General features: G+C 62.6%; 15 protein-coding genes and 1 pseudogene. 9 read left to right on the top strand and 7 right to left on the bottom strand.

Annotation, left to right across the window (positions count from 1 at the left end; all coding sequences use genetic code 11):
- Positions 1-3 precede the first annotated feature (3 nt).
- On the top strand, positions 4-585 hold the full coding sequence (locus AC1RCS_RS18170; RefSeq protein WP_492246097.1) for a thioredoxin family protein: 582 nt from the start codon (positions 4-6) through the stop codon (positions 583-585).
- A gap of 70 nt (positions 586-655) precedes the next feature.
- A complete protein-coding gene (locus AC1RCS_RS18165; protein WP_492246096.1) occupies positions 656-1,978 on the top strand; it encodes a serine hydrolase domain-containing protein in 1,323 nt (440 codons plus the stop codon).
- 68 nt (positions 1,979-2,046) lie between these two features.
- Here AC1RCS_RS18165 and AC1RCS_RS18160 read toward each other — a convergent pair whose 3' ends face one another.
- Positions 2,047-2,484, bottom strand: a complete 438-nt coding sequence (locus AC1RCS_RS18160) for an OsmC family protein (protein WP_218296345.1) — start codon at positions 2,482-2,484, stop codon at positions 2,047-2,049.
- A gap of 67 nt (positions 2,485-2,551) precedes the next feature.
- Entirely contained in the window at positions 2,552-2,842 is a 291-nt protein-coding gene (locus AC1RCS_RS18155) for an ATP-binding protein (protein ID WP_218339347.1), read from the bottom strand.
- Positions 2,843-2,989: 147 nt separating this feature from the next.
- Between AC1RCS_RS18155 and AC1RCS_RS18150 the strand changes: the two genes are divergently transcribed.
- The gene (locus AC1RCS_RS18150; RefSeq protein WP_492246095.1) at positions 2,990-3,319 is read left to right on the top strand and encodes an acylphosphatase; all 330 of its coding nucleotides are present in this window, start codon (positions 2,990-2,992) and stop codon (positions 3,317-3,319) included.
- A 92-nt stretch (positions 3,320-3,411) separates the two neighbouring features.
- Here the strand turns inward: AC1RCS_RS18150 and AC1RCS_RS18145 are convergent, their stop codons facing one another.
- Positions 3,412-3,825, bottom strand: a complete 414-nt coding sequence (locus AC1RCS_RS18145; protein WP_218296343.1) for a YkgJ family cysteine cluster protein — start codon at positions 3,823-3,825, stop codon at positions 3,412-3,414.
- Positions 3,826-4,042: 217 nt separating this feature from the next.
- Here AC1RCS_RS18145 and AC1RCS_RS18140 point away from each other — a divergent pair.
- A pseudogene (locus AC1RCS_RS18140) lies at positions 4,043-4,367 on the top strand (hypothetical protein); the annotation flags it as partial.
- Between the two features lie 255 nt (positions 4,368-4,622).
- Here AC1RCS_RS18140 and AC1RCS_RS18135 read toward each other — a convergent pair.
- Positions 4,623-5,732 carry a suppressor of fused domain protein gene (locus AC1RCS_RS18135; RefSeq protein ID WP_492246094.1) on the bottom strand — a complete coding sequence of 370 codons (1,110 nt, stop codon included), beginning with the start codon at positions 5,730-5,732 and terminating at the stop codon, positions 4,623-4,625.
- A gap of 242 nt (positions 5,733-5,974) precedes the next feature.
- Between AC1RCS_RS18135 and AC1RCS_RS18130 the strand changes: the two genes are divergently transcribed.
- From AC1RCS_RS18130 to AC1RCS_RS18110, 5 genes are all read left to right on the top strand, one after another.
- Complete coding sequence (locus tag AC1RCS_RS18130; protein ID WP_492246093.1) at positions 5,975-9,310, top strand: helicase-related protein; 3,336 nt, start codon at positions 5,975-5,977, stop codon at positions 9,308-9,310.
- On the top strand, positions 9,307-10,032 hold the full coding sequence (locus tag AC1RCS_RS18125; RefSeq protein WP_492246092.1) for a DUF4391 domain-containing protein: 726 nt from the start codon (positions 9,307-9,309) through the stop codon (positions 10,030-10,032). The genes AC1RCS_RS18130 and AC1RCS_RS18125 overlap by 4 nt, the downstream gene beginning before the upstream one ends.
- Before the next feature lie 79 nt (positions 10,033-10,111).
- Entirely contained in the window at positions 10,112-11,983 is a 1,872-nt protein-coding gene (locus tag AC1RCS_RS18120; RefSeq protein WP_492255481.1) for a site-specific DNA-methyltransferase, read from the top strand.
- Between the two features lie 10 nt (positions 11,984-11,993).
- Positions 11,994-13,655 (top strand): RNA-binding domain-containing protein, encoded by a 1,662-nt coding sequence (locus tag AC1RCS_RS18115; protein WP_492246550.1) that lies wholly within the window; start codon positions 11,994-11,996, stop codon positions 13,653-13,655.
- A gap of 136 nt (positions 13,656-13,791) precedes the next feature.
- A complete protein-coding gene (locus AC1RCS_RS18110) occupies positions 13,792-16,812 on the top strand; it encodes a type III restriction-modification system endonuclease (protein WP_492246549.1) in 3,021 nt (1,006 codons plus the stop codon).
- Between the two features lie 65 nt (positions 16,813-16,877).
- On the opposite strand, the gene gyrB is transcribed toward AC1RCS_RS18110, so the two are convergent.
- The 3 genes from gyrB to dnaA all read right to left on the bottom strand — a co-directional run bounded on the left by gyrB (position 16,878) and on the right by dnaA (position 22,343).
- Positions 16,878-19,493: a DNA topoisomerase (ATP-hydrolyzing) subunit B gene (gene gyrB / locus AC1RCS_RS18105; RefSeq protein ID WP_218339354.1), complete on the bottom strand. Its 2,616-nt coding sequence runs from the start codon at positions 19,491-19,493 to the stop codon at positions 16,878-16,880.
- 176 nt (positions 19,494-19,669) lie between these two features.
- Positions 19,670-20,788, bottom strand: a complete 1,119-nt coding sequence (gene dnaN, locus AC1RCS_RS18100; RefSeq protein ID WP_218296337.1) for a DNA polymerase III subunit beta — start codon at positions 20,786-20,788, stop codon at positions 19,670-19,672.
- Between the two features lie 130 nt (positions 20,789-20,918).
- Positions 20,919-22,343 (bottom strand): chromosomal replication initiator protein DnaA, encoded by a 1,425-nt coding sequence (gene dnaA / locus AC1RCS_RS18095; protein WP_218296336.1) that lies wholly within the window; start codon positions 22,341-22,343, stop codon positions 20,919-20,921.
- Positions 22,344-22,507 lie beyond the last annotated feature (164 nt).

The raw sequence follows: 22,507 nt of genomic DNA, 5'->3' as shown, positions 1-22,507 counted from the left end.
ACCATGACATCGCGCCTTTCTTCACCCTTCTCTTTTCAGCGCCGCACATTCCTGGCGTCCGCAGCTTCTGTAGCCGCAGCGGTGGCGGCACCCGCCCTCACCCACGCAGCGGGGCCCGCCATCCAGGCCGCCACGCTGCCCGACTTTGGCGCGGCGCCCGAGTTCACCGGCATCGAGCGCTGGCTCAACTCCGAGCCGCTCACCCTGGCCCAGCTGCGCGGCCGCGTGGTGCTGGTGGACTTCTGGACCTATGCCTGCATCAACTGCATCCGCACCCTGCCCCACGTGAACCGCTGGGCCGAGCTGTACACGCCCCAGGGCCTCACCGTGGTGGGCGTGCACACGCCGGAGTTTCCGTTCGAGCGCACCACCAGCAATGTCGAAGTGGCCATGCGCCGCCACGGCGTGAAGCACCCCGTGGCGCAGGACAACCGCTACGGCACCTGGAAGGCCTACGGCAACCAGTACTGGCCTGCCGCGTACCTCATCGATGCGCAGGGCCGCATTCGCTACAAGCACTTCGGAGAGGGCGAATACGAGCGCACCGAAGCCGTGATCCGCGCGCTGCTGGCGGCGCGGGGCTAGCCCGCCCGCCCCTTCCTGTTCCGTCGTTTCTCTGCCCCATCCCCCCCACCTTTTGCAGGACTTTCGCACCATGCCGTTCCCCCGCCTCCAATTTGCCCTGGTCACGCTCGCCGCTGCCGCAGCAGCCCTGTGCATGGCCTCCGCCAGCCATGCGCAGGCACCGCAACTGCCACCACCCGACGCCACCCACCCCGCCACGCTGCAGCTGATGCAGGGCTTTCCGCCACCGCCCGACAAGGTCGTGCGCCTGGCCAACATCCTCAAATACCCCAATGTGCGCTGGGCCGCGCACCACCTGCGCGAGCTGGGCCCTACGGCCGCCGTGTGGCGCGGCGCAGGCGCGTCCAGCGCGCTGCCCGCCGCAGCCCGCGCGCTGGACGACGCGCTGCCCGTGCCCGACGGCAAGGGCGGCACCACCACGCTGGCCGACTGGCAAAAGGCCACCTACACCGACGGCCTGCTGGTGCTGCACCGGGGCCAGGTGGTGTACGAGCGCCACCACACCGGCATGCAGCCGCACCAGCCGCATGTGCTGTGGTCCATGAGCAAATCGCTCACCGGCCTGCTGGTGACCGAGCTCATCCAGGAAGGCGTGATCGACCCGACAGCACCAATCCCCCGCTACCTGCCCGAGCTGGCCACCAGCGCCTGGGCCGATGCCACCGTGCAGCAGACGCTGGACATGACCACCGGCGTGCAATACGCCGAGAACTTTGCCGACCCTGCGTCCGGCGTCTTCCAGTACCTGGCCGCCGCAGGCCTGCAGCCCGCGCCGCCCGGCAGCAGCGCCGCCAAAAGCATGGCCGAGTTCCTGCCCACGCTGAAGAAGGAGGGCGAGCACGGCGCCGCGTTCGCGTACAAGTCGGTGGACACGGAAGTGCTGGGCTGGCTGCTGCAGCGCGTGACGGGCAAGAGCTACGCCACGCTGCTGTCCGAGCGCATCTGGTCGCGCCTGGGCGCGCAGGAGGATGCCTATGTGTTTGCAGACGCCAACGGCGGCCAGTCCACCAGCGTGGGCGTGAACGCCACGCTGCGCGACCTGGGCCGCCTGGGCGAAATGCTGCGCGCCAACGGCCGCTACAACGGCCAGCAAGTCATCTCGCCCGCCACCATCGCCGAGCTGCGCAAGGGCGCCGACCCCGCGAAATTCAGCAAGGCCCCCGGCACCGCCATGCGCGCGGGCTACTCGTACCACAACCAGTGGTGGGTGCCGCATGATGCGGACGGTACGCTGGAGGCCAAGGGCCTGATGGGCCAGCACATCCACATCAACCCGGCGGCGGAGCTGGTGGTGGTGAAGCTGTCCACACACCCGGTGCCCAACACGGCCTTCACGCATGCGGTGGACCGGCAGGCGTTTGCCGCGCTGGCCGCGGCGGTGCGGGGGCGCTGAGGGGCCGGCGGACAAAAAGAAGACCGTGCAGGGGCGCGGTGCCCCGGCGCCCCGGCCCGTCTCGTTGGCTACTTCACCAGCGTGGCGGTCAGCGTGATCTCGGGCACCGCGGCCAGTGCCTTCGACAGCGGGCAATTGGCCTTGGCATCGGCCGCCAGTTTCTGGAAGGCCGCATCGTCCAGCCCGGGCACCTTGGCGGTGAGCGTGAGCGCGATGCGGTCGATCACAAAACCTTCGCCCTCCTTGGACAGGCGCACGCTGGCGGTGGTGTCCACCGCTTCGGTGGCGATGCCCGCCTTGTCGGCGGCGAACGAAAACGCCATGGTGAAGCAGGCCGCATGCGCCGCCCCCAGGATCTCCTCGGGGTTGGTGCCCTTGCGGTCGTCGCCAAAGCGGCTGGCAAAGCCATAGGGGTACTTGTCCAGCGCGCCGGTCTCGGTGCTGATCTGGCCCTGGCCGGCCTTGCCGGCCCCTTCCCAGTGAACGCTGGCTTTCTTTTCAGGCATGGCGTGGCTCCTTTTCTGGCATGCAATGGTGGGGTGGTGAACACCCGGGTGAAACCCGGGCCTGGAATCACACCACAGCCGCGCCGCCGCTGGTGTGGGACAACGCCGCATCGTCCCGCACCGCATGCAAGGGGCCCGCACGCACCATGCGGATCGCATCGAACGGGCACCGCACCGCGCACAAGGCACACCCGGTGCAGGCCGCCGCATCATGCAGCCGGGACCGCTTGGGGCCCCAGGCTTGCGGGCCCTGCACCTGCAGCGACAGCACATGCGGCGCGCACACGGCCACACACCAGCCGCAGCCCGTGCAGCGGGCAGTGTCGATGGCGGGCAAGGCCTTGCGGGGGGCGTTCATGTGGTGGCCTGGACAGTGCGAGGGGATGGCAGGGCTGGACGAAGCCCGCGGCTGCCATGGCGCAGCTTAGCGCGCCGCATCCGGCCGGTCGAGCACCGCCATGGCGCGCACGTGGTCAACGCCCCGCGCTGGCGATACAGTGCGCCCATGCACCACAGCGGCAGTACCACCAGCAACAGCGGCAACACCACCACCACCGTCACCCGGCACCTTCTGATCCGGGGGCATGTGCAGGGCGTGGGCTACCGCTGGTCCCTGGTGCAGGCCGCGCTGCAGCGCGGTGTGCAGGGCTGGGTGCGCAACCGCCGCGACGGCAGCGTGGAAGCCCTGGCCACCGGCCCCGCCGATGCCGTGCAGTCCCTCATCGACTGGGCCCGCCACGGCCCGCCGCAGGCGCGGGTGGACGCGGTGGACGTGGGCACCGTGGCCGAGCCCGCCGAGCCCGTGGCGGGCTTTGTCCAAAGGGAGACGGTGTAGCGGTAGCGCGCGGGCTGGCGCTGCGGCGGCCCGCCGTGCGCCCTCCGGCAAATAGCGTGGCCTGGCGGCAGGCAGCCCCGGGTGCCCGCCGCTCAACCCCTGCGCTGCAGATCCCGCGCCCCGTAGGCGCAGTACCCCGGCTTGGGGCTCTTCTTCTGCGGATGCAGCCGGCACGTCTCGGGCCGCTTGTCGTACACCGTGCACAGGCGTGTTTTGGGGTCGAGAAAGTTACAGTCCCCACTGGCCCGCCGCGCCATCGTGAAGATCGCGTTCTTGTGGTTGAAGTGGTCGATCAGCCGTGCCTTGAGCAGCCGCCTGGCAATGTGCCGCAGCTCTTCATGCTCGGCCTCGAACGGGTCCACCAGCTCCAGCCGCACCAGGTCTGCCAGCTGCACTTCGAGCGGCATCGTGCAGCAGTTGGCCGCGCAGGTGTCGCACAGGCCTGGGCGATAGCGGGTCCAGGTGTCGAGGCGGTCAACGTCGACGATGGAAATGGGGGAGCGCATGGGGTTGCGATTGTGCCTGGGTGGCCGGCCGCCCATGTGGCGCTGCCCACGCAGTCATCGCGGCCACCCGCTGGCGCTGGGCGCAATGACGCCCATGGCCATGGTCCCCAAAAGCTGTCGCCGCATGTGGCGCTTGGCCTACGCCAGTGTGGCGCGGCGGCGAAGACCATGGGGTTCTGGACGTATCCACCCCTACCCCTACCTACAGGAGACCACCATGACCCATCCCCAAGACCCCACCCGCGACATGAACCTGGACCCCATCACCAAGGAGCCGGGCGCCCACCCCATCGGCACGGGCATCGGTGCCGCAGGCGGCGCCGTCACGGGCGCAGCCGCTGGCTCCATCGGCGGCCCCATCGGCTCCGCCGTGGGCGCAGTGGTCGGCGCCGTCGTCGGCGGCCTGGCCGGCAAGGGCGCGGCCGAAGCGGTCAACCCCACGGATGAAGACGCCTACTGGCGCGACGCGTATGGCCGGGAGCCGTACTACTCGGATGCCTATACCTACGACGACTATGCGCCTGCGTACCGCCACGGCTATCAAAGCGTGATCGACGGACGCCACCGCGACTGGAACGACGCGCGCGACCATCTGCAGACGCGCTGGGACACCGACCGGGAGAGCAGCCGTTTGAACTGGAAGGATGCGGAACCTGCAGCCAAGGCGGCTTGGGAAAGGGCGGATCGGATTTGGAAGCAGACGAAGCAGGAATAGGCAGCCCGGGCGTGCTGTAGCCCGATAGGCTGCCTGTCAAGCGCAGCCATTGGACACTGCGCTTGGCTGACTGGCTGACTGGTCAGCCAACCACGTCAACGACTTTTCCGGTTGAATCCTGGATCGTCGTTTTCTCTATCTGCCACTCCACCTGCGGCAACAGCGGCAGCACATAGCGGCCTTCGCGCGGCTGCAGTGTCTGTACGAACTGCTGCACCGTGGCATTGGTCAGACGCAGGATGGCGGCGCTCTCTTCCTCGCCCTGCCATTCCACTGCATTGCTGCCTTGGTTGCCTGAAGGCTCCAGCAGTAGTTGCCACCGGTGCCCCGCCACACGCAGCGTGCGGCCAAACGGCAGGCGCAGCGGCAACAGGGCCACCAGTTCATCCACCTGGCGGGCGCCCAAAGTCACCAGAGTCAGCGGCTTGCGCAGCCGCCGCTTGGTCTGATGGAGGTCCAGCACATCGGTAAACAGGTACCCGCTCGACGAGCCGTCCCGTCGCACGCCCTCGTCCACCTGCTGCTTCACCGTGGGGTCGCCCAGCAGCGAGGCGCGGTCCAGGTCCGTTACCCACAGCGGCATGTGCGGCAGCAGCACATCGAGCAAACTGCGTGTGTGCCATTGTTTGGCCGCGCGCTCCTCGTCCAGCGTCAGTCCCACTACCTGCAAAAAGGCGACTGAGCCATTGGGCGTGGCCAGCGGCTCGGCCAGCTCCGGGTCGGTCACAAAGCCCATGGAGCAGATCAGCGTGGCCTGCCCCAGTGCAATGGGACCGTTGGCTGTCATCCAATCACCGTCGTTGAAGACGTTGCCGCTCTGGAACACATAGCGTGCCAAGTTCTGCAAAAAATTCAGCGCCCATGTCGGGGGCTCGGCATCGACCACTGCGTTGGGCGCTATCGCCAGCCGAAACGTCAGCTCGAAACCATAGCCGCTCACCTCCGGGTCATTGGACTCCTTGGCGTACAACTCGCTGAACCCATACGTCACAAAATGCCAGTGCGGCATCGGGTCCGTGCGCCGCCAGGCGCTGATGCCATCCAGCGGGTCAGGCCCGCCCAGCATGTGCGAGATCAGCGTGCCAAAGTGCTTGGGCTCCTGGCCGGGGTAGAGGTGGTCCAGGCGGGCGGAGATGGCGTCCCAGCCGGGGGAAGGGGCGTCGGTATCATCGTCGGTGGTGGTAGATGCCATGGCGTGTCCGCGGCAGTGCGGGGCCGCATTGTCGGTGAGTAGGAACCTGCATTTTGGGTGCATGAAACCTGCAGTCTTCAAAAAGCGAAGTCCCCCCACCAAGCGCACCACTTTCCTTAAGCTCATTTCCACCCGAGTCAATACAGATCGGGATGTCCTGGGTGTCATGCCAAAGCCATTTTCGTGGCGAGTTCTCCATCCTCCTTCGCTAAGATGTGACCAAGGAGCGGCGGGAAAAAGGCATGAAACTCATCGACAACATCAACGACCTGCTGGGCGACGACATCAAGCAGTCCGTTCAGCCAGGCGCATGCCTCAAAATCGCGGCTTCCTGTTTTTCGATCTACGCCTACGAGGCCTTGAAGCGCGAGTTGGAATCGGTGGAATCCTTCGAGTTCATCTTCACCTCGCCGTCGTTCATGCCCGACGAAGCCACGGACGCGGCCAAGAAAGAGCGCCGCGAGTTCCACATCCCCAAGCCACCATCTGACACCAAAACCGAGCGCAGCTTCTACGGCACAGAGTTCGAGGTGCAGCTGAAAAACAAGCTCACCCAGCGCGCCATCGCCCGTGAATGTGCTGACTGGATGCGCCGCAAGGCGCAATTCCGCACCAACAGCGGCAATGCGCCCATGCAGCAGTTCGCGGCGGTACAGGCCGCCAGTGCAACGGGGGACGTGCCCAATACTGTGTACATGCCCTTGCATGGCTTCACCGCCGTTGATTTGGGCTACCAGCCTGGCAACGCCGTATCCAACATCGTCAACAAATTCGACGAGCCCGCCAACACGGGCATGTTCCTGAGCTTGTTCGATCAGATATGGACGGACCCCGTCAAGCTGAACGACGTAACCAGCTTGGTGTGCGAGCACATTGCATCGGTGTACCAAGAGAACTCGCCCGAGCGCATCTACTTCCTGATGCTCTACAACATCTTCAATGAGTTCCTCGAAGACCTCAATGAAGATGTATTGCCCGACGACCGCACGGGCTACCTCGACACGCAGGTGTGGCAGCGGCTCTTTAACTTTCAGCGTGATGCGGCGACGGGCATCATCAACAAGCTTGAAACCTACAACGGCTGCATCCTGGCCGACAGCGTGGGCCTGGGCAAGACGTTCACGGCGCTAGCCGTCATCAAGTACTACGAGCTGCGCAACCGTTCCGTGCTGGTGCTGTGCCCCAAGAAGCTGGCCGACAACTGGCTGACCTACAACCGCAACCTCACCACCAACATCTTCGCCACGGACCGCTTCAACTACGACGTTCTTTGCCACACCGACTTGCAGCGCACCAGTGGCGAATCCTTTGGCACACCCCTGAACCGGGTGAACTGGGGCAACTACAACCTGGTGGTCATCGACGAATCGCACAACTTCCGCAACAACGACGCCTACAAGGACAAAGAGACGCGCTACCAAAAGCTGATGGACTCCGTCATCCGGCAAGGCGTGAAGACCAAGGTGCTGATGCTGTCGGCCACCCCCGTCAACAACCGCTTCAACGACCTGCGCAACCAGTTGGCGCTGGCCTACGAGGGCGACTCCTTGCAGCTGGGCGACAAGCTGCACACCGAGCAAGACGTGGAAGAGATCTTTCGCCGGGCGCAGGCCGCATTCAACAACTGGACCAAGCTGCCGCCGGAAGAACGCACCGCCGACGCCATATTGAGCGCCTTGGACTTTGACTTTTTCGAGTTACTGGACAGCGTCACCATTGCCCGGTCCCGCAAACACATCGAGACGTTCTACGACACCAAAGACATCGGCACCTTCCCTGAACGCCTCACACCCAAGTCCTTCCAGTGCCCGTTGACCCGGCGCCCCGACGTTATTGGCTTCAACGACATCTTCAACCAGCTCTCGCGCCTGAAGCTGGCCGTGTATGCGCCCGTGGGCTACATCCTGCCCAGTCGGCTCAAGAAGTACGAGGACATGTACGACACCGAGGTGCCCAGCGGCGCCGGCAAGTTCAGGCAGTTTGACCGTGAGAAGAGCTTGCAGGCGCTGATGACCGTCAACCTGCTCAAACGGCTCGAAAGCTCGGTCGCATCTTTTCGCCTTACCTTGCAGAGCCTGCAAGGCAACCACCAGAAGACCCTGGCCAAGATTGAAGCCTTCAAGAAAACAGGCAGGGCTGCGATGTTCACCGATCAGGCATCCGCTTTTGAGGATGCTGACTTTGACGACGAGGACTTGCCCGACTTTGACGACACCGGCGAGAGCACCACCGGCGGCAAGGTCAAAATTGACCTGGCCGACATGAACCTGCCCTCGTGGGAATACGACCTGAGCGCCGACCTGGGCGTGATTGACGGCCTGCTGGCCGAGATGGAAAAGATCACCCCGGCTGACGACGCCAAGCTGCAACATCTCCAAGGCGAGATCGATAAAAAGCTCGCCAACCCCATCAATCCGGGCAACCGCAAGCTGCTGATATTTACTGCGTTTGCAGACACCGCCAACTACCTGTATGACAACCTGGCGGCAGGCCTGCTCCAGGGCCACGGCATTCATGCGGGCAAGGTGACAGGCACCACCGAGCCCAAAACCACGCTGCGGCTGGCCGCCAACCCGCGCCAGGGCATCGACTTTCAGACCCTGCTCACCCTCTTTGCGCCCCGCGCCAAAGACAAAGCACTGACCCTGCCCCGCGAGCCCGGCGAGATTGACGTGCTGATCGCCACCGACTGCATCTCCGAAGGCCAGAACCTGCAGGACTGCGACACCGTCATCAACTACGACATCCACTGGAACCCCGTGCGCATCATCCAGCGCTTTGGCCGGGTAGACCGCATTGGTTCGCCCAACGCGCGCATCCAGTTGGTCAACTACTGGCCGGACATCAGCCTGGACGAATACATCCGACTCAAAGAGCGGGTGGAGAGCCGCATGATGATTGCCGACGTGACCGCGACCGGCGACGACAACGTGCTATCCGCCCAATCCAACGACGTGGCCTACCGCAAAGAGCAATTACGGCGCCTGCAAGAAGAGGTCATCGAGATGGAAGACCTCAAAACCGGCGTGTCCATCACCGACCTGGGCCTGAACGACTTTCGCATGGACCTGCTGAACTACGTCAAGGCCCATGGCGATCTGTCGCGCCTTCCCAATGGCTTGCATGCTGTGGTGCCAGCCGACGCGGAAAAAGGCTTGCATCCTGGCGTGATATTCACCTTGCGCAACCGGCAGCTCAGTGGTACTTCGGGTGCGGTGGTGCGCCAAAAGAACCGCCTGCACCCCTACTACCTGGTGTACATCGGCATGGACGGCACCCTCATTGCCGACCACACCGAAGTAAAAACGCTGCTGGACTTGGCCCGCAACGCCTGCAAGGGCCGCAGCGACCCAGTGCCCGCCGTCTTCGAGCCCTTCAACGCAGCCACCAACGATGGCCGCGACATGGCGGTGTATTCGTCGCTGCTGGACCAGGCCATCCACACCATGATCGAGCGCCAGCACGAACAGGATGTGGACAGCCTTTTCTCGCCGGGCAAGACCAGTGCCCTGGTGCACGACGTTGCCGGGCTGGACGACTTTGAACTGGTCAGCTTTCTGGTGGTGCAGCCTGCATGACCGAGCCGACTTGCCCACCCACGCCCACGCCCACCACAGCGCACGCACTGTTCGCTTGGCCCGCCAAGGCCACCGTGCTCCGGCCCGTGGCCAAGGCCAAAATCTACGCGCACGGCAAACCCACCCCCGCATTGCGAAAGCTGTTTGCGCAGCAGGTCGAGAGCATCACCTGGGCCTACAAGCTGGCCCCAGAAAGCATCAACCTGCCCGCCACGCCCGAAGTGCCCGAAATCGAGGTATTTGAAATTGCGCTAAAGCGGCCGGATATCAGCCACGCGGTGCTGCGGTGCATCGACAAGGCCATCCCCTTCCCCATCCTGTTTGTGCTGCGGCACGGCGGCCGCAGCCAGTCGATTGCCGCCTACAAACGCCCCCGCGAAGCCGCCCACCCCCCACCGGGCCACGCCGTCACCCAATGGGTGCTGGGCGACTACCATGCCGCGCCGTGGCAGCCGGATGACGTGCCCCGCCACGGCTTGCCGGTTGCGGTGGACCTGCAAGGCCTGTACGAGCAGCTGCTGCGCCAGCACCTGGCGGTGCCCGCCCGGGCTGGCGAGACTTTGCGCGACCAGCTCGACCGGCTGGCGCAACTGCAAGCCAAGCAGGCCGCAGCGGACAAGCTGGAGTCACGGCTGGCGCTGGAAAAGCAGTTCAACCGCAAGATCGAAATCAACGCCCAGTTGCGTACCATGCGCAGCGAACTGCATGCGCTGTCTTCTTGAATGAGCAGTGCCACCCCATTTGCTACATATTTGATAGCTATTAGCGCTTTATAGATAAGCGCTAGAGGCCATTTTGACCATGAATAAACTAAAAATGCACAGCCCCGACCTGACCCAGGCCAACATCGACAAGCTGGCGCAGCTGTTCCCCAACTGCCTGACCGAAACGCGGGGCGCCGATGGCGTGGTCCAGCGCAGCATCGACTTTGACCTGTTGCGCCAAGAGCTGTCCCCATCCATCGTGGAAGGCCCGCAAGAACGCTACCAGCTCAACTGGCCCGGCAAGCGCGAGGCACTGCTGACCGCCAATGCCCCCATCGCCAAGACGCTGCGCCCCTGCCGCGAGGAGAGCGTGGACTTTGACAGCACGCAGAACCTGTTCATCGAGGGGGACAACCTGGATGCGCTGAAACTGCTGCAGGAGACCTACCTGAACAAGGTCAAACTCATCTATATCGACCCGCCGTACAACACCGGCAGGGACTTCATCTATGACGATGACTACTCGGATGACGCAGAAAGCTACCTCGTCCGCTCGAACCAAGCAGATGAGTCAGGCGGACGGCTGATAGCCAACACCGACGCCAACGGGCGCTTTCACTCCGATTGGCTGAGCATGATCTACGCCCGGCTGAAACTCGCCCGCAATCTGCTGCGGGACGACGGCGTGATCTTCATTTCGATCGATGACAACGAGGTGGACAACCTGCGCAAGGTGTGCAGTGAGGTGTTTGGAGACGAGAACTTCGTGGCGCAGGTTATCTGGCAGAAGGTCTACTCGCCTAAGAACACTGCGGACTGGTTCTCCGAGGATCATGACTACGTTCTGGTTTACGCGCGAAACAAGTCCGAGTGGCGGCCACAACAACTGGCACGCACAGCCGAAATGGAGGCACGCTACAAGAACCTGGACAACGATCCTCGTGGACCGTGGAAGGCGGCAGATATGTCCGCGCGCAACCGATATGACGCGGGCCAATATGCCGTAACTTGCCCATCCGGCAGGCGTCTTTCAGGGCCGCCCACTGGCCGGTACTGGGTCATCGACGAACGCAAATTCAAGGCGCTGGACGCTGACAAGCGAATCTGGTGGGGCACTGACGGCAACAACGTTCCCGCAGTGAAGAAATTTCTTAGCGAAGTCGCTGGCGGTAAAACTCCCCAGACCCTGTGGTTCTATGACGAAGTAGGCCACACGCAGGACGCCAAAAAGACACTGCTCAAATATGTGCCGTTTCAGGAGACCGAAAACGTACTGAATTCCGTGAAGCCGGTGGAACTGTTGCAACGCATCCTGCAACTGGCTGGCAAGCCGGATGACAACAGCATCATCCTGGATTTTTTCAGCGGCAGCGCATCGACCGCCCATGCCGTGTTGAAACAGAACTTCGAGGATGGCGGCAACCGGCGTTTCATCGGTGTCCAGATTGCGGAGCCTTTGCCAAAGCCGGAGCCAGGGCTCGGTTCCATCTTTGAGATGGGTCTCACCCGTGTGCGCAACTACGGAGCGGATGTGCGCGGGCAGATCGACGGGGCGAAAGCGGATGTTGGCTTCCGCGTTCTCAAAATCGACAGCTCCAACATGAAGGAAGTGTTCTACACCCCCGATGCGGTGTCCCAAGACCTGCTGTCCGAGCAGGTCAACAACATCCGCGAAGACCGCACGCCAGAAGACTTGCTGTTCCAGGTGCTGCTGGACTGGGGCGTTGACCTGGCGCTCCCCATTGCCACGGAGAGCATTGAAGGTAAGACCGTGTACTTTGTGGATGGCAATGCTTTGGCCGCGTGCTTTGACGAGGGTGTCAGCGAAGAGTTTGTGAAGCTGCTTGCCAAGCGAGAACCCCTGCGCGTGGTGTTCCGCGATGCCGGTTTTGCCACCGACAGCGTGAAGATCAACGTGGAGCAAATCTTCAAGCTGATGAGCCCCAGCACCGAAGTCAAAACCATTTGAGGTGATGGCCATGGACAAAACTGCGCTGGAGGCCGTGCTTGGCCGCTTGATCTCCCGCTGGGAAGGCGAGGTGGTGGAGTTCAAGCAAGCCGGTAAGGACTATGACACCGACAAAATTGGCCGCTATTTTTCGGCCATGGCCAATGAGGCTAATTTGCGTTCCGAGGAGGGCGCGTGGTTGGTTTTCGGCGTGGATAACGCGACACGCACGGTGGTGGGAACGGATTACAGGCCCGAAGCTGAGCGTCTGCAAAGCTTGAAGATTCAAATTTCCGGCGATACCGAGCCCAGCATCACCCTGCGCGACATTCACGAGTTGCAGACGGACCGAGGCCGCGTGCTGTTGCTGGAGATTCCCGCTGCGCCGCAGGGTATGCCGATTGCATGGAAGGGGCACTACTACGCGCGCGCTGGTGAGAGCCTGACGCACTTGGGCCTGGACAAGCTGGATGAGCTGCGTGGCCAGGTGGGCGCCGCCGATTGGACGGCGCAGCAGGTACCGGGGGCGACGCTTGCTGACTTGGACACTGCGGCGCTGGCCAAGTCGCGCGAGTCTTTTGCGTTGAAGTACGCCAACCGCTTCACGCCGCAAGAGGTTGCGGCATGGCCCGACGCGGTGTTTTTGGACCGTGCACGGCTGACACAAAGCGGCAATATCACCCGAGCCACCTTGCTGCTGCTGGGCAAAGCGGAGTCGGCCTACCGTTTGTCGCCCCACCCTGCGCAGATGACCTTGAAGCTGGAAGGCGAGGAGCGGGCATACATGCATTTCGCGCCCCCGTTTTTGCTGTCCACCACCGAGCTGTACCAAAAAATACGCAATTTGCCGCTGCGCATCTTGCCGGACGATCAGCTGGTGCCCGTTGAGGTCGCCAAGTACGACCGGAAAATTGTGTTGGAGGCATTGCACAACTGCATTGCCCACCAGGACTACACGCGCAATGGGCGTGTGGTCGTCGTCGAAAAGCCTGACCGCCTTGTGTTTGAGAGTGAAGGCGCGTTTTATGAAGGGCAGCCAGCCGACTACGTGAGCGGCCACAAGACCCCCAGGCGCTACCGCAATCCATTTTTGACGCAGGCCATGGCCGAGCTGAACATGATTGACACCATGGGCTACGGCATTCACGAAATGCACCTGGGCCAGGCGCGGCGGTACTTCCCGATGCCGGACTATGACCTGAGCGAGCCGCAAACTGTGAAGATGACGCTTTATGGGGCCGTGGTGGACGTGGCTTACAGCCGCATGCTGATTCAGAACACCAATTTGCCGCTTTCAGACATCTTGGCCTTGGACCGTGTGCAAAAGAAGTTACCGATAGACGATGCGGTGGCGAAGCGCCTTCGCCATGCCAAGCTGATTGAGGGGCGCAAGCCGCATTTGTACGTTTCGGCCACAGTGGCATCCGCCACTTCGGCGAAGGCCGACTACATCAACACGCGGGGCCAGGACGATGAGTTCTACATCAAGCAGATCGCGGACTACCTGACCAAGTTTGGCTCCGCAAGCCGCCAAGAGATTGACAAGCTACTGTGGAGCAAGCTGAGCGACGCGCTGGACTCCACGCAAAAGCAGAACAAGATTGGCAACCTGCTGACGGGCATGCGCATCGGTGGAGTGATCACCAATGCAGGCACCCGCAAAGTGCCCAAGTGGGTATTCAAAAAAGAATAAAAAAGAATAGGCCAAAGAACAAATCCCCGCAACCCATTGATTTCATTGATTTTTTATAAATTTTACGCAAATTCTGTACGTGCTTTGCCCCACGAAGCAAGGCGGTTTGCAAAGAAAAGAAGTTGCAGAGAAGCGCATGAAGCTCAAATTCAAAAAACAGGCCTACCAGACCAATGCCGTGGAGGCGGTGGCAGATTGTTTTGCCGGGCAACCCAAGCGCGAAGGGCTTAACTACCGCATTGACCCAGGCCGCGCGGTGGACGCCAGCGGCCAGGCCGTGGCTGCGTTGGAGTCATCCGGGTTCAAAAATGCGGATTTGGCACTGACCCCCGGCCAGATGCTGGAAAACATCCACGCAGTGCAGCGCAGGCAAAACCTGCCGCAGTCTGCCGCTTTGGTCAAAACCAAGGTGTGCGACATCAACCTGGATGTGGAGATGGAGACCGGCACGGGCAAGACGTATTGCTACGTGAAGACCATGTTCGAGCTGAACGCCCGCTATGGGTGGAGCAAGTTCATTGTGGTGGTGCCCAGCATTGCCATTCGTGAAGGCGTGTTCAAGTCGCTGGAAATCACGGCAGAGCACTTCCAGGACGAATACAAGAAGCGCGCCCGCTTCTTCATCTACAACTCCAAGCAGCTGCACAACCTGGAAAGCTTTTCCAGTGACGCGGGCATCAATGTCATGGTCATCAACGTGCAAGCGTTCAATGCCACGGGCAAGGACGCACGGCGGATTTATGAGGAGCTGGACGACTTTCAGTCCCGCAGGCCCATTGACGTGATCAGTGCCAACCGCCCCATCTTGTTTCTGGATGAGCCGCAGAAGATGGAAGGCGGCAAAACGCTGGACTCGCTGGCCAACTTCAAGCCGCTGGCGGTGCTGCGGTATTCGGCCACGCACAAGACAACGCACAACAAAGTCCACCGGCTGGATGCGCTGGATGCCTACAACCAGAAGCTGGTCAAGAAGATTGCGGTGCGGGGCATATCGGTCAAGGGCCTCACTGGCACCAACGCCTACCTGTACTTGGAGTCGATTGAAGTGTCCACCAGCGCCCCGGTGGCGCGGGTGGAGTTGGAGATCAAGCAGAACAGCGGCATCAAGCGGGTGCTGCGCAAGCTGTCGCGCAACGACAACCTGTTCGACCTGTCGGGTGGCTTGGAGCAGTACCGTGGCTTTGTGGTGGCTGACATCAACGCGTTGACCAACACCGTGAGCTTCACCAATGGGCACGAGCTGGTGGCAGGCGAAGCCACGGGCGATGTCAGCGAATCCGCATTGCGCCGCATCCAGATCCGCGAGGCCGTCAAAGCCCACTTCGAGAAAGAGCAGGCCTTGTTTGCGCAGGGCATCAAGGTGCTGTCGCTGTTCTTCATCGACGCCGTCAGCAAGTACCGCAGTTATGACGAGGCAGGCGAGCGCAATGGCGAGTACGCCCAGATGTTCGAGGAGGAGTACAACCAGCAACTGGCCGAGGTGATGACGCTGGAAGACACGCCCTACAACCGGTATCTCAAAGGCATTGCCACCGCGCGCACGCATGAAGGCTACTTCTCCATCGACAAGAAGAGCAAGCGGATGGTGGACCCTGAGACGGGCAAGAAGTCCACGGAAACCGACGACGTGGATGCGTATGACCTGATTTTGCGCAAGAAGGAGCAGTTGCTCAAATTCGACGAGCCGGTGCGCTTCATCTTCTCGCACTCCGCCTTGCGCGAAGGCTGGGACAACCCCAACGTGTTTGTGATCTGCACGTTGAAGCACAGCGACAACACCATCAGCCGTCGGCAAGAGGTAGGGCGCGGATTGCGCTTATCTGTCAATCAGCATGGCGACCGCATGGACGCCCCCGCCACGGTGCACCAGATCAACGTGCTGACGGTGGTGGCCAGCGAGAGCTACAAGGATTTCGTCACCGCTTTGCAGCGGGACATGAGCGAAGGCTTGTCGGAGCGGCCACGGGTGGCCGACGAGTCTTACTTCACCGGCAAGGTGCTCAAAACAGCGGCTGGCGATGTGGAGGTAACCCCGCAACTGGCCAAGCAGATATACAAGTACCTGCTTAAAAACGACTATACGGACGAGAAGGACCGCATCGCGGATGCCTACCATGAGGCCAAGAAGGAAGGGACGCTCGCCGCGTTGCCGCCCGACTTGGTGGCCCATGCCGAAGCGGTCTTTGCGCTGATCGACACCGTGTTCAGCGATGCGAAGTTGCCACTGCCGGAGGACGACCGCAAGGCAAAGACCAATCCGCTGAACGCCAATTTTGACAAAGCCGAGTTCAAGGCACTGTGGAGTCGCATCAACCGCAAGGCCGCGTACACAGTGGACTTTGAAACGCCGGAGCTGGTAGCCAAGTGCGTGAAGGCCTTGGAATCCGAGCTGAAAGTGAGCCCCATGCAGTACACCGTGGTGGCCGGGGAGCAGCTTGAGGCGGCAACTTATGACGGCATTCGCCAGGGCGAGTCCTTCAAGGTCACCGAGTCCACGACGGACTACCACCGTGCATCCGCCCATTCCGCCGTCAAGTACGACCTGATTGGCCGCCTGGCCGATGAGACGCAACTGACGCGCGCCACGGTCGCCAGCGTCTTGCAAGGCATCAACAAAGCAGTATTCAGCCAGTACCGCACCAACCCCGAAGACTTCATGCGCAAGGCCGCGCGCCTCATGAACGAGCAGAAGGCAACGGTAATCGTGGAGCACATCGCCTACGACCCCACGGGTGAAACGCACACCATGGACATCTTCACCCAGGACAAGCCCAAGGAAGATTTCAGCAAGGCGGTGAAAGCCAACCACCACATCTACGACTACGTTTTCACGGACTCCAAGAACGAGCGCGACTTTGTGCGCGAACTGGATGCCAGCACCGAAGTGGTGGTGTATGCCAAGCTGCCGCGGGGGTTCTTTATTCCAACGCCGGTGGGCAACTACAACCCGGACTGGGCCATTGCGTTCCAAGAGGGCAAGGTCAAGCACGTGTACTTTGTCGCCGAGACCAAGGGATCGATGTCCAGCATGGACCTGCGAAAAATCGAGGAAAGCAAGATCGAGTGCGCCCGCAAATTCTTCGCCAAGATCACGTCTGACCAGGTGAAGTACGACGTGGTGGATGGGTATGGGAAGCTGATGGAGCTGGTTGCATAGGCACGCATCAACCGATTGCACTCGACATCAAGACCGAAACGTTGCTAGATCGGCTTCGGGCAGGCTTACACGTCGATATTCCCCGCCCGCAGCGCATTCGTCTCAATGAAGTCCCGCCGCGGCTCCACTTCATCCCCCATCAGCATCGTGAACACCCGGTCCGCTTCGATCGCATCGTCGATCTGCACCCGCAGCAGGCGGCGCACGTTGGGGTCCATCGTGGTTTCCCACAGCTGCTCGGGGTTCATCTCGCCCAGGCCCTTGTAGCGCTGGCGGGATGTGCTGCGTTCGGCTTCGCTGATCAGCCACTTCATGGCCTGGCGGAAGTCGCCCACTTTTTCTTCCTTCTGCTTCTCGCCCTCGCCGCGCAGGGCCTTGGCGCCCTCGCCCAGCAGGCCGCGGAAGGTTTCGGCGGCTTCGGCCAAAGCGGCGTAGTCGGCGCCGTGCACGAAGTCTTGCGTGATGACGCTGCTCTTGATGTTGCCGTGGTGGCGGCGGCTGATGCGCAGCAGGGGCTTGTCGGTGCGCACGTCGAATTCACCGGCCACTTCGGCGGGGGCGCCGGTGGTGTTCAGCTCGCGCAGCTTGGCCTGCAGGGCCACGGCGCTGGCCTCGGCATCGGCCACGGTGTCGAGCTTGAGGCTCACGCCGTCGGCAATCGCGCGCAGGGCCTCGGCGTCCATGAAGTTGCCCAGGCGGGCGATCACGCTTTCAGCGATCTGGTGCTTGCGCGCCAGTTCGGCCAGGGTGTCGCCAGCCAGCGTTTGCGGGTTGGCGCCGCCGGTGGTCACGCTGGCGTGGTTCAGCGCGATGCGCAGCAAGAAGCCATCGAGCGCGGGGGCGTCCTTCAGGTACAGCTCTTCCTTGCCAGCCTTCACCTTGTACAGCGGTGGCTGGGCAATGTAGATGTGGCCGCGCTCCACCAGCTCGGGCATCTGGCGGTAGAAGAAGGTGAGCAGCAGGGTGCGGATGTGGGCGCCGTCCACGTCGGCGTCGGTCATGATGATGATGCGGTGGTAGCGCAGCTTGGCCACGTCGAAGTCGTCGCCACCCGTCGTGCCGCCGGCCTTGCCGATGCCGGTGCCCAGGGCGGTGATCAGCGTCAGGATTTCGTTGCTGGTCAGCAGCTTTTCGTAGCGGGCTTTTTCCACGTTCAGGATCTTGCCGCGCAGGGGCAGGATGGCCTGGAACTTGCGGTCGCGGCCTTGCTTGGCAGAGCCGCCGGCGGAGTCACCCTCGACGATGTAGATCTCGCACAGCGCGGGGTCTTTTTCCTGGCAGTCGGCCAGTTTGCCGGGCAGGCCCATGCCGTCGAGCACGCCCTTGCGGCGGGTCATTTCGCGGGCCTTGCGGGCGGCTTCGCGGGCGCGGGCGGCTTCCACGATCTTGCCGCAGATGATCTTGGCGTCGGCCGGGCGCTCCTGCAGGTAGTCGGTGAGCAGCTTGCCCACGATGTCTTCCACGGGGGCGCGCACTTCGCTCGATACCAGCTTGTCCTTGGTCTGGCTGCTGAACTTGGGCTCGGGCACCTTCACGCTCAGCACGCAGCACAGGCCTTCGCGCATGTCGTCGCCGGTCACTTCGACCTTGGCCTTCTTGGCGAACTCGTTTTCTTCGATGTACTTGTTGATGACGCGGGTCATCGCGGCGCGCAGGCCGGTCAGGTGGGTGCCGCCGTCACGCTGGGGGATGTTGTTGGTGAAGCACAGCACTTGCTCGCTGTACGCGCTGTTCCACTGCATGGCCACTTCCACGCCGATGTGGGTGCCAGGGATGCCGCCATACGTCTCGGCCGGGCGCTCGCCGGCCGCGTAGAACGAGGTGGGGTGCAGGACGGTCTTGCCCTTGTTGATGAACTCCACAAAGCCACGCACGCCGCCAGCGCCCGAGAAGTCGTCTTCCTTGCCGCTGCGCTCGTCCTTCAGGCGAATGCGCACGCCGTTGTTCAAGAACGAGAGTTCGCGCAGGCGCTTGGCCAGGATCTCGTAGTGGAACTCGTTGTTCTCTTTGAAGATTTCGGTGTCGGGCAAGAAGTGCACTTCGGTGCCGCGCTTGTCGGTGTCGTCCAGCACCTGCATGGGCGAGACTTCCACGCCGTCCACCGTCTGCACGATGCGGTTCTGCACGAAGCCCTTGCTGAACTCCAGCGCGTGCACCTTGCCTTCGCGGCGCACGGTCAGGCGCAGCATCTTGCTGAGCGCGTTCACGCAGCTCACGCCCACGCCGTGCAGGCCCCCGGAGACCTTGTAGCTGTTCTGGTTGAACTTGCCGCCCGCGTGCAGTTCGGTCAGCGCGATCTCGGCGGCCGAGCGCTTGGGCTCGTGCTTGTCGTCCATCTTCACGCCGGTCGGAATGCCCCGGCCGTTGTCAGTCACGCTGATGGAGTTGTCGGAGTGGATGGTGACGACGATGTCGTCGCAGTGGCCGGCCAGGGCTTCGTCGATGGAGTTGTCCACCACTTCGAACACCAGGTGGTGCAGGCCGGTGCCGTCGCTCGTGTCGCCGATGTACATGCCGGGGCGCTTGCGCACGGCCTCCAGGCCTTCCAGGATGGTGATGGCGCCTTCGCCGTAGCTTTCGCTCGCGCCAGCCTGGTTGGTGTCGATCTTGGCGAGGGTGGGCTCAACATGGCCGGAGACGCCGGTGGCTTCGGGCTCGGAGGGGATGTTGTCAGCGGTCATGGTGGGCCTTGGGATCCGTGGAAACCGGGGTTTCCAATGTGTTCAATGGTCAAACTGGGCTCTAGCGCTTATTCAATAAGCGCTGGCAGCTATCAAAAATATAGCTTCTTCGGTGGGCTGCCTGGGGCGGGGTGCGGGGCATCGCAACCTCACGCCCACCGGTGGCGGGCGCAGGGCTAGATGCGCATCGGCATCACCACATACTTGAAGCTGTCGTTCTCGGGGATGGTCATCAGCGCGGAGCTGTTGCCGTCCGAGAGTTCCACCTTCACCATGTCCTGGCCCATGTTGGCCAGGGCGTCGATGAGGTAGGTCACGTTGAAGCCGATCTCGATGGTGTCGCCACCGTAGTCGATGTCGAGCTCGTCCACGGCCTCTTCCTGCTCGGCGTTGTTGGATGCCACACGCAGGGTGCCGGGTTCCAGGTTCAGGCGCACGCCCTTGAACTTGTCGCTGGTCATGATGGCGGTGCGCTGCAGGCTGGCCAGCAGCGGCGCGCGGCCCAGGGTGATGCTGTTCTTGTGGTTCTTGGGGATCACGCGGTTGTAGTCGGGGAACTTGCCCTCGACCAGCTTGGTGACGAACTCCATGCCGCCGAAGGTGAACTTCGCCTGGTTGTTGGCGAACTGCATCTCGATGTGGGGCTGGTTCTCGCCACCCGCGTCGGACAGCAGGCGCTGCAGCTCGATCACGGTCTTGCGCGGCAGGATGACTTCCTGCTTGGGCACCTCCACATCCAGCGTGGCGCTGGCAAACGCCAGGCGGTGGCCGTCGGTGGCCACCAGGGACAGCTGCTTGCCCTCGGCCACGAACAGGATGCCGTTGAGGTAGTAGCGGATGTCCTGCACCGCCATGGCAAACGACACCTGGCCCAGCAGGTCCTTCAGCGTCTTTTGCGGCACGGCGAACACGGGGCCGAAGGCGGCAGATTCCTGCACCAGCGGGAAGTCCTCGGCCGGCAGGCTCTGGAGCGTGAAGCGGCTCTTGCCGCCCTTGAGGATGAGCTTGGACTGGGCCGACTCCAGGCTCACCGTCTGGTCGCCGGGCATGGTGCGCAGGATGTCGATGAGCTTGCGCGCGCCCACCGTGGTGGTGAAGTCGCCGGTGTCGCCGCCCAGTTCTGCCGTGGTGCGGATCTGGATTTCGAGGTCGCTGGTCGTCAGCTGCAGGGCGTTGCCTGTCTTGCGGATCAGCACGTTGGCCAGGATGGGAAGGGTGTGCCGGCGCTCGACGATGCCAGCCACGGACTGCAGTACCGCGAGAACCTTGTCTTGTGTTGCCTTCAGGACGATCATGTCATCAACCTCTTGTGGTTTTTGGAACGGAGCTTGGACAGCGGCACGGGTCGTGCCTCCCCCTGCTGCACAACCCGTCATTTTGCCCCTTAACGGAGCCGTTTCTCTGGGGGGCCTCGATCACGCCTTTTTAGCCTTTCAGCGTCTGCTCCAGCACGTGCAATTGCTGGTTCAGTTCCGTGAGCTGCTGGCGCTCTCCGGAAATCTTGCGCACGGCGTGCAAAACCGTGGTGTGGTCGCGCCCGCCAAACAATTCTCCGATCTCGGGAAGACTCTTTTGCGTCAGTTCCTTGGCTAGGTACATCGCGATCTGGCGCGGCCGGGCAATGCTGGCCGGGCGCTTCTTGCTATACATGTCGGCGACCTTGATCTTGTAGTAGTCGGCCACCGTCTTCTGGATGTTTTCCACACTGATCTGCCGGTTCTGGATCGACAGCAGGTCGCGCAGCGCCTCGCGGGCCAGCTGGATGGAGATTTCCTTCTGGTTGAAGCGCGAGTACGCGAGGATCTTGCGCAGCGCGCCTTCGAGCTCGCGCACGTTGGAGCGCACATTCTTGGCCACGAAGAAGGCGACTTCCTCGGGCATCTCGGTGCCTTCGACGCGGGCCTTGTTGATCAGGATGGCCACGCGCATCTCGAGCTCGGGCGGCTCGATGGCGACCGTGAGGCCCGAGTCGAAGCGCGAGACCAGCCGCTCGTGGATGTTGGCCAGGCCCTTCGGATACGTGTCCGAGGTCATCACGATGTGCGACTTCTTGGCCAGCAGGGCCTCGAACGCATTGAAGAATTCTTCCTGCGTGCGGTCCTTGTTGGCGAAGAACTGCACGTCATCGATGAGCAGCAGGTCGAGCGAGTGGTAGCGCTCCTTGAACTCGTCGAAGGTGCGGCGCTGGTAGGCCTTAACCACATCCGACACGAACTGCTCGGCATGGATGTAGAGAACTTTGGCGTCGGGCCTGTCCTGCAGCAGGCGGTTACCCACAGCGTGCACCAGGTGGGTCTTGCCCAGGCCGACGCCGCCGTAGATGAACAGCGGGTTGTACAGATGGCCCGGCATGCCGGCCACGTGCATGGCCGCCGAGCGTGCCATGCGATTGGCCGTGCCCTCCACCAGGGTCTCGAACGTCAGGGCGGCATTGAGCCGGTTGCGGAACGCGCCGGCCGAGGCGTCATCGCTGCTGCTGGCCGGTGATTCAGCGGGGGCGGCGGTGTTCGATGGCTCCGATGCCGCAGGGCGCACATAAGTACGGGCAACGGATTCGCGCTGAGCAAGCGCTAACTCCAGGGTGACGGGCTGGCCGTACAGGCCCTCGAGCAGGGCGGCGATGCGGCCCGCATACTGGGCACGGATCCAGTCGAGCTTGAAGCGGTTGCCCACCAGCACGGTCACCTTGGAGAAGTCCTCGGCCACCTGGGCCACCAGGGGCTTGATCCAGGTGTTGAACTGTTGTTCGGGCAGGTCTTGCGCCAGTTGCTCTACGCAGGCTTGCCACAGGCCCTGGCCGGCGTCTGCGCCGGGTGATGGAAGGGGGCTGCGGGAGGGTTCCTCGGTCATTTCAGGGAGATTCTTGTTGTGGATAGGAGGAACGGTACTGGGCGGGGGATTGTAGCTTGTCAAGGAGTTATCCACAATTTGGCGGGCACCGCATCCGGGTGTTTCCTGGGGTTGAATTTCTGCCCGGGCTGTGGTGCGCGCTGGCTGCGGATGGCGGCCGCGCG

It is taken from the genome of Acidovorax sp. GW823-FHT01C06, assembly GCF_058798375.1.
The sequence above is the reverse complement of the archived record's forward strand: the minus strand, read 5'-3'. Positions and strand labels throughout refer to the sequence as shown.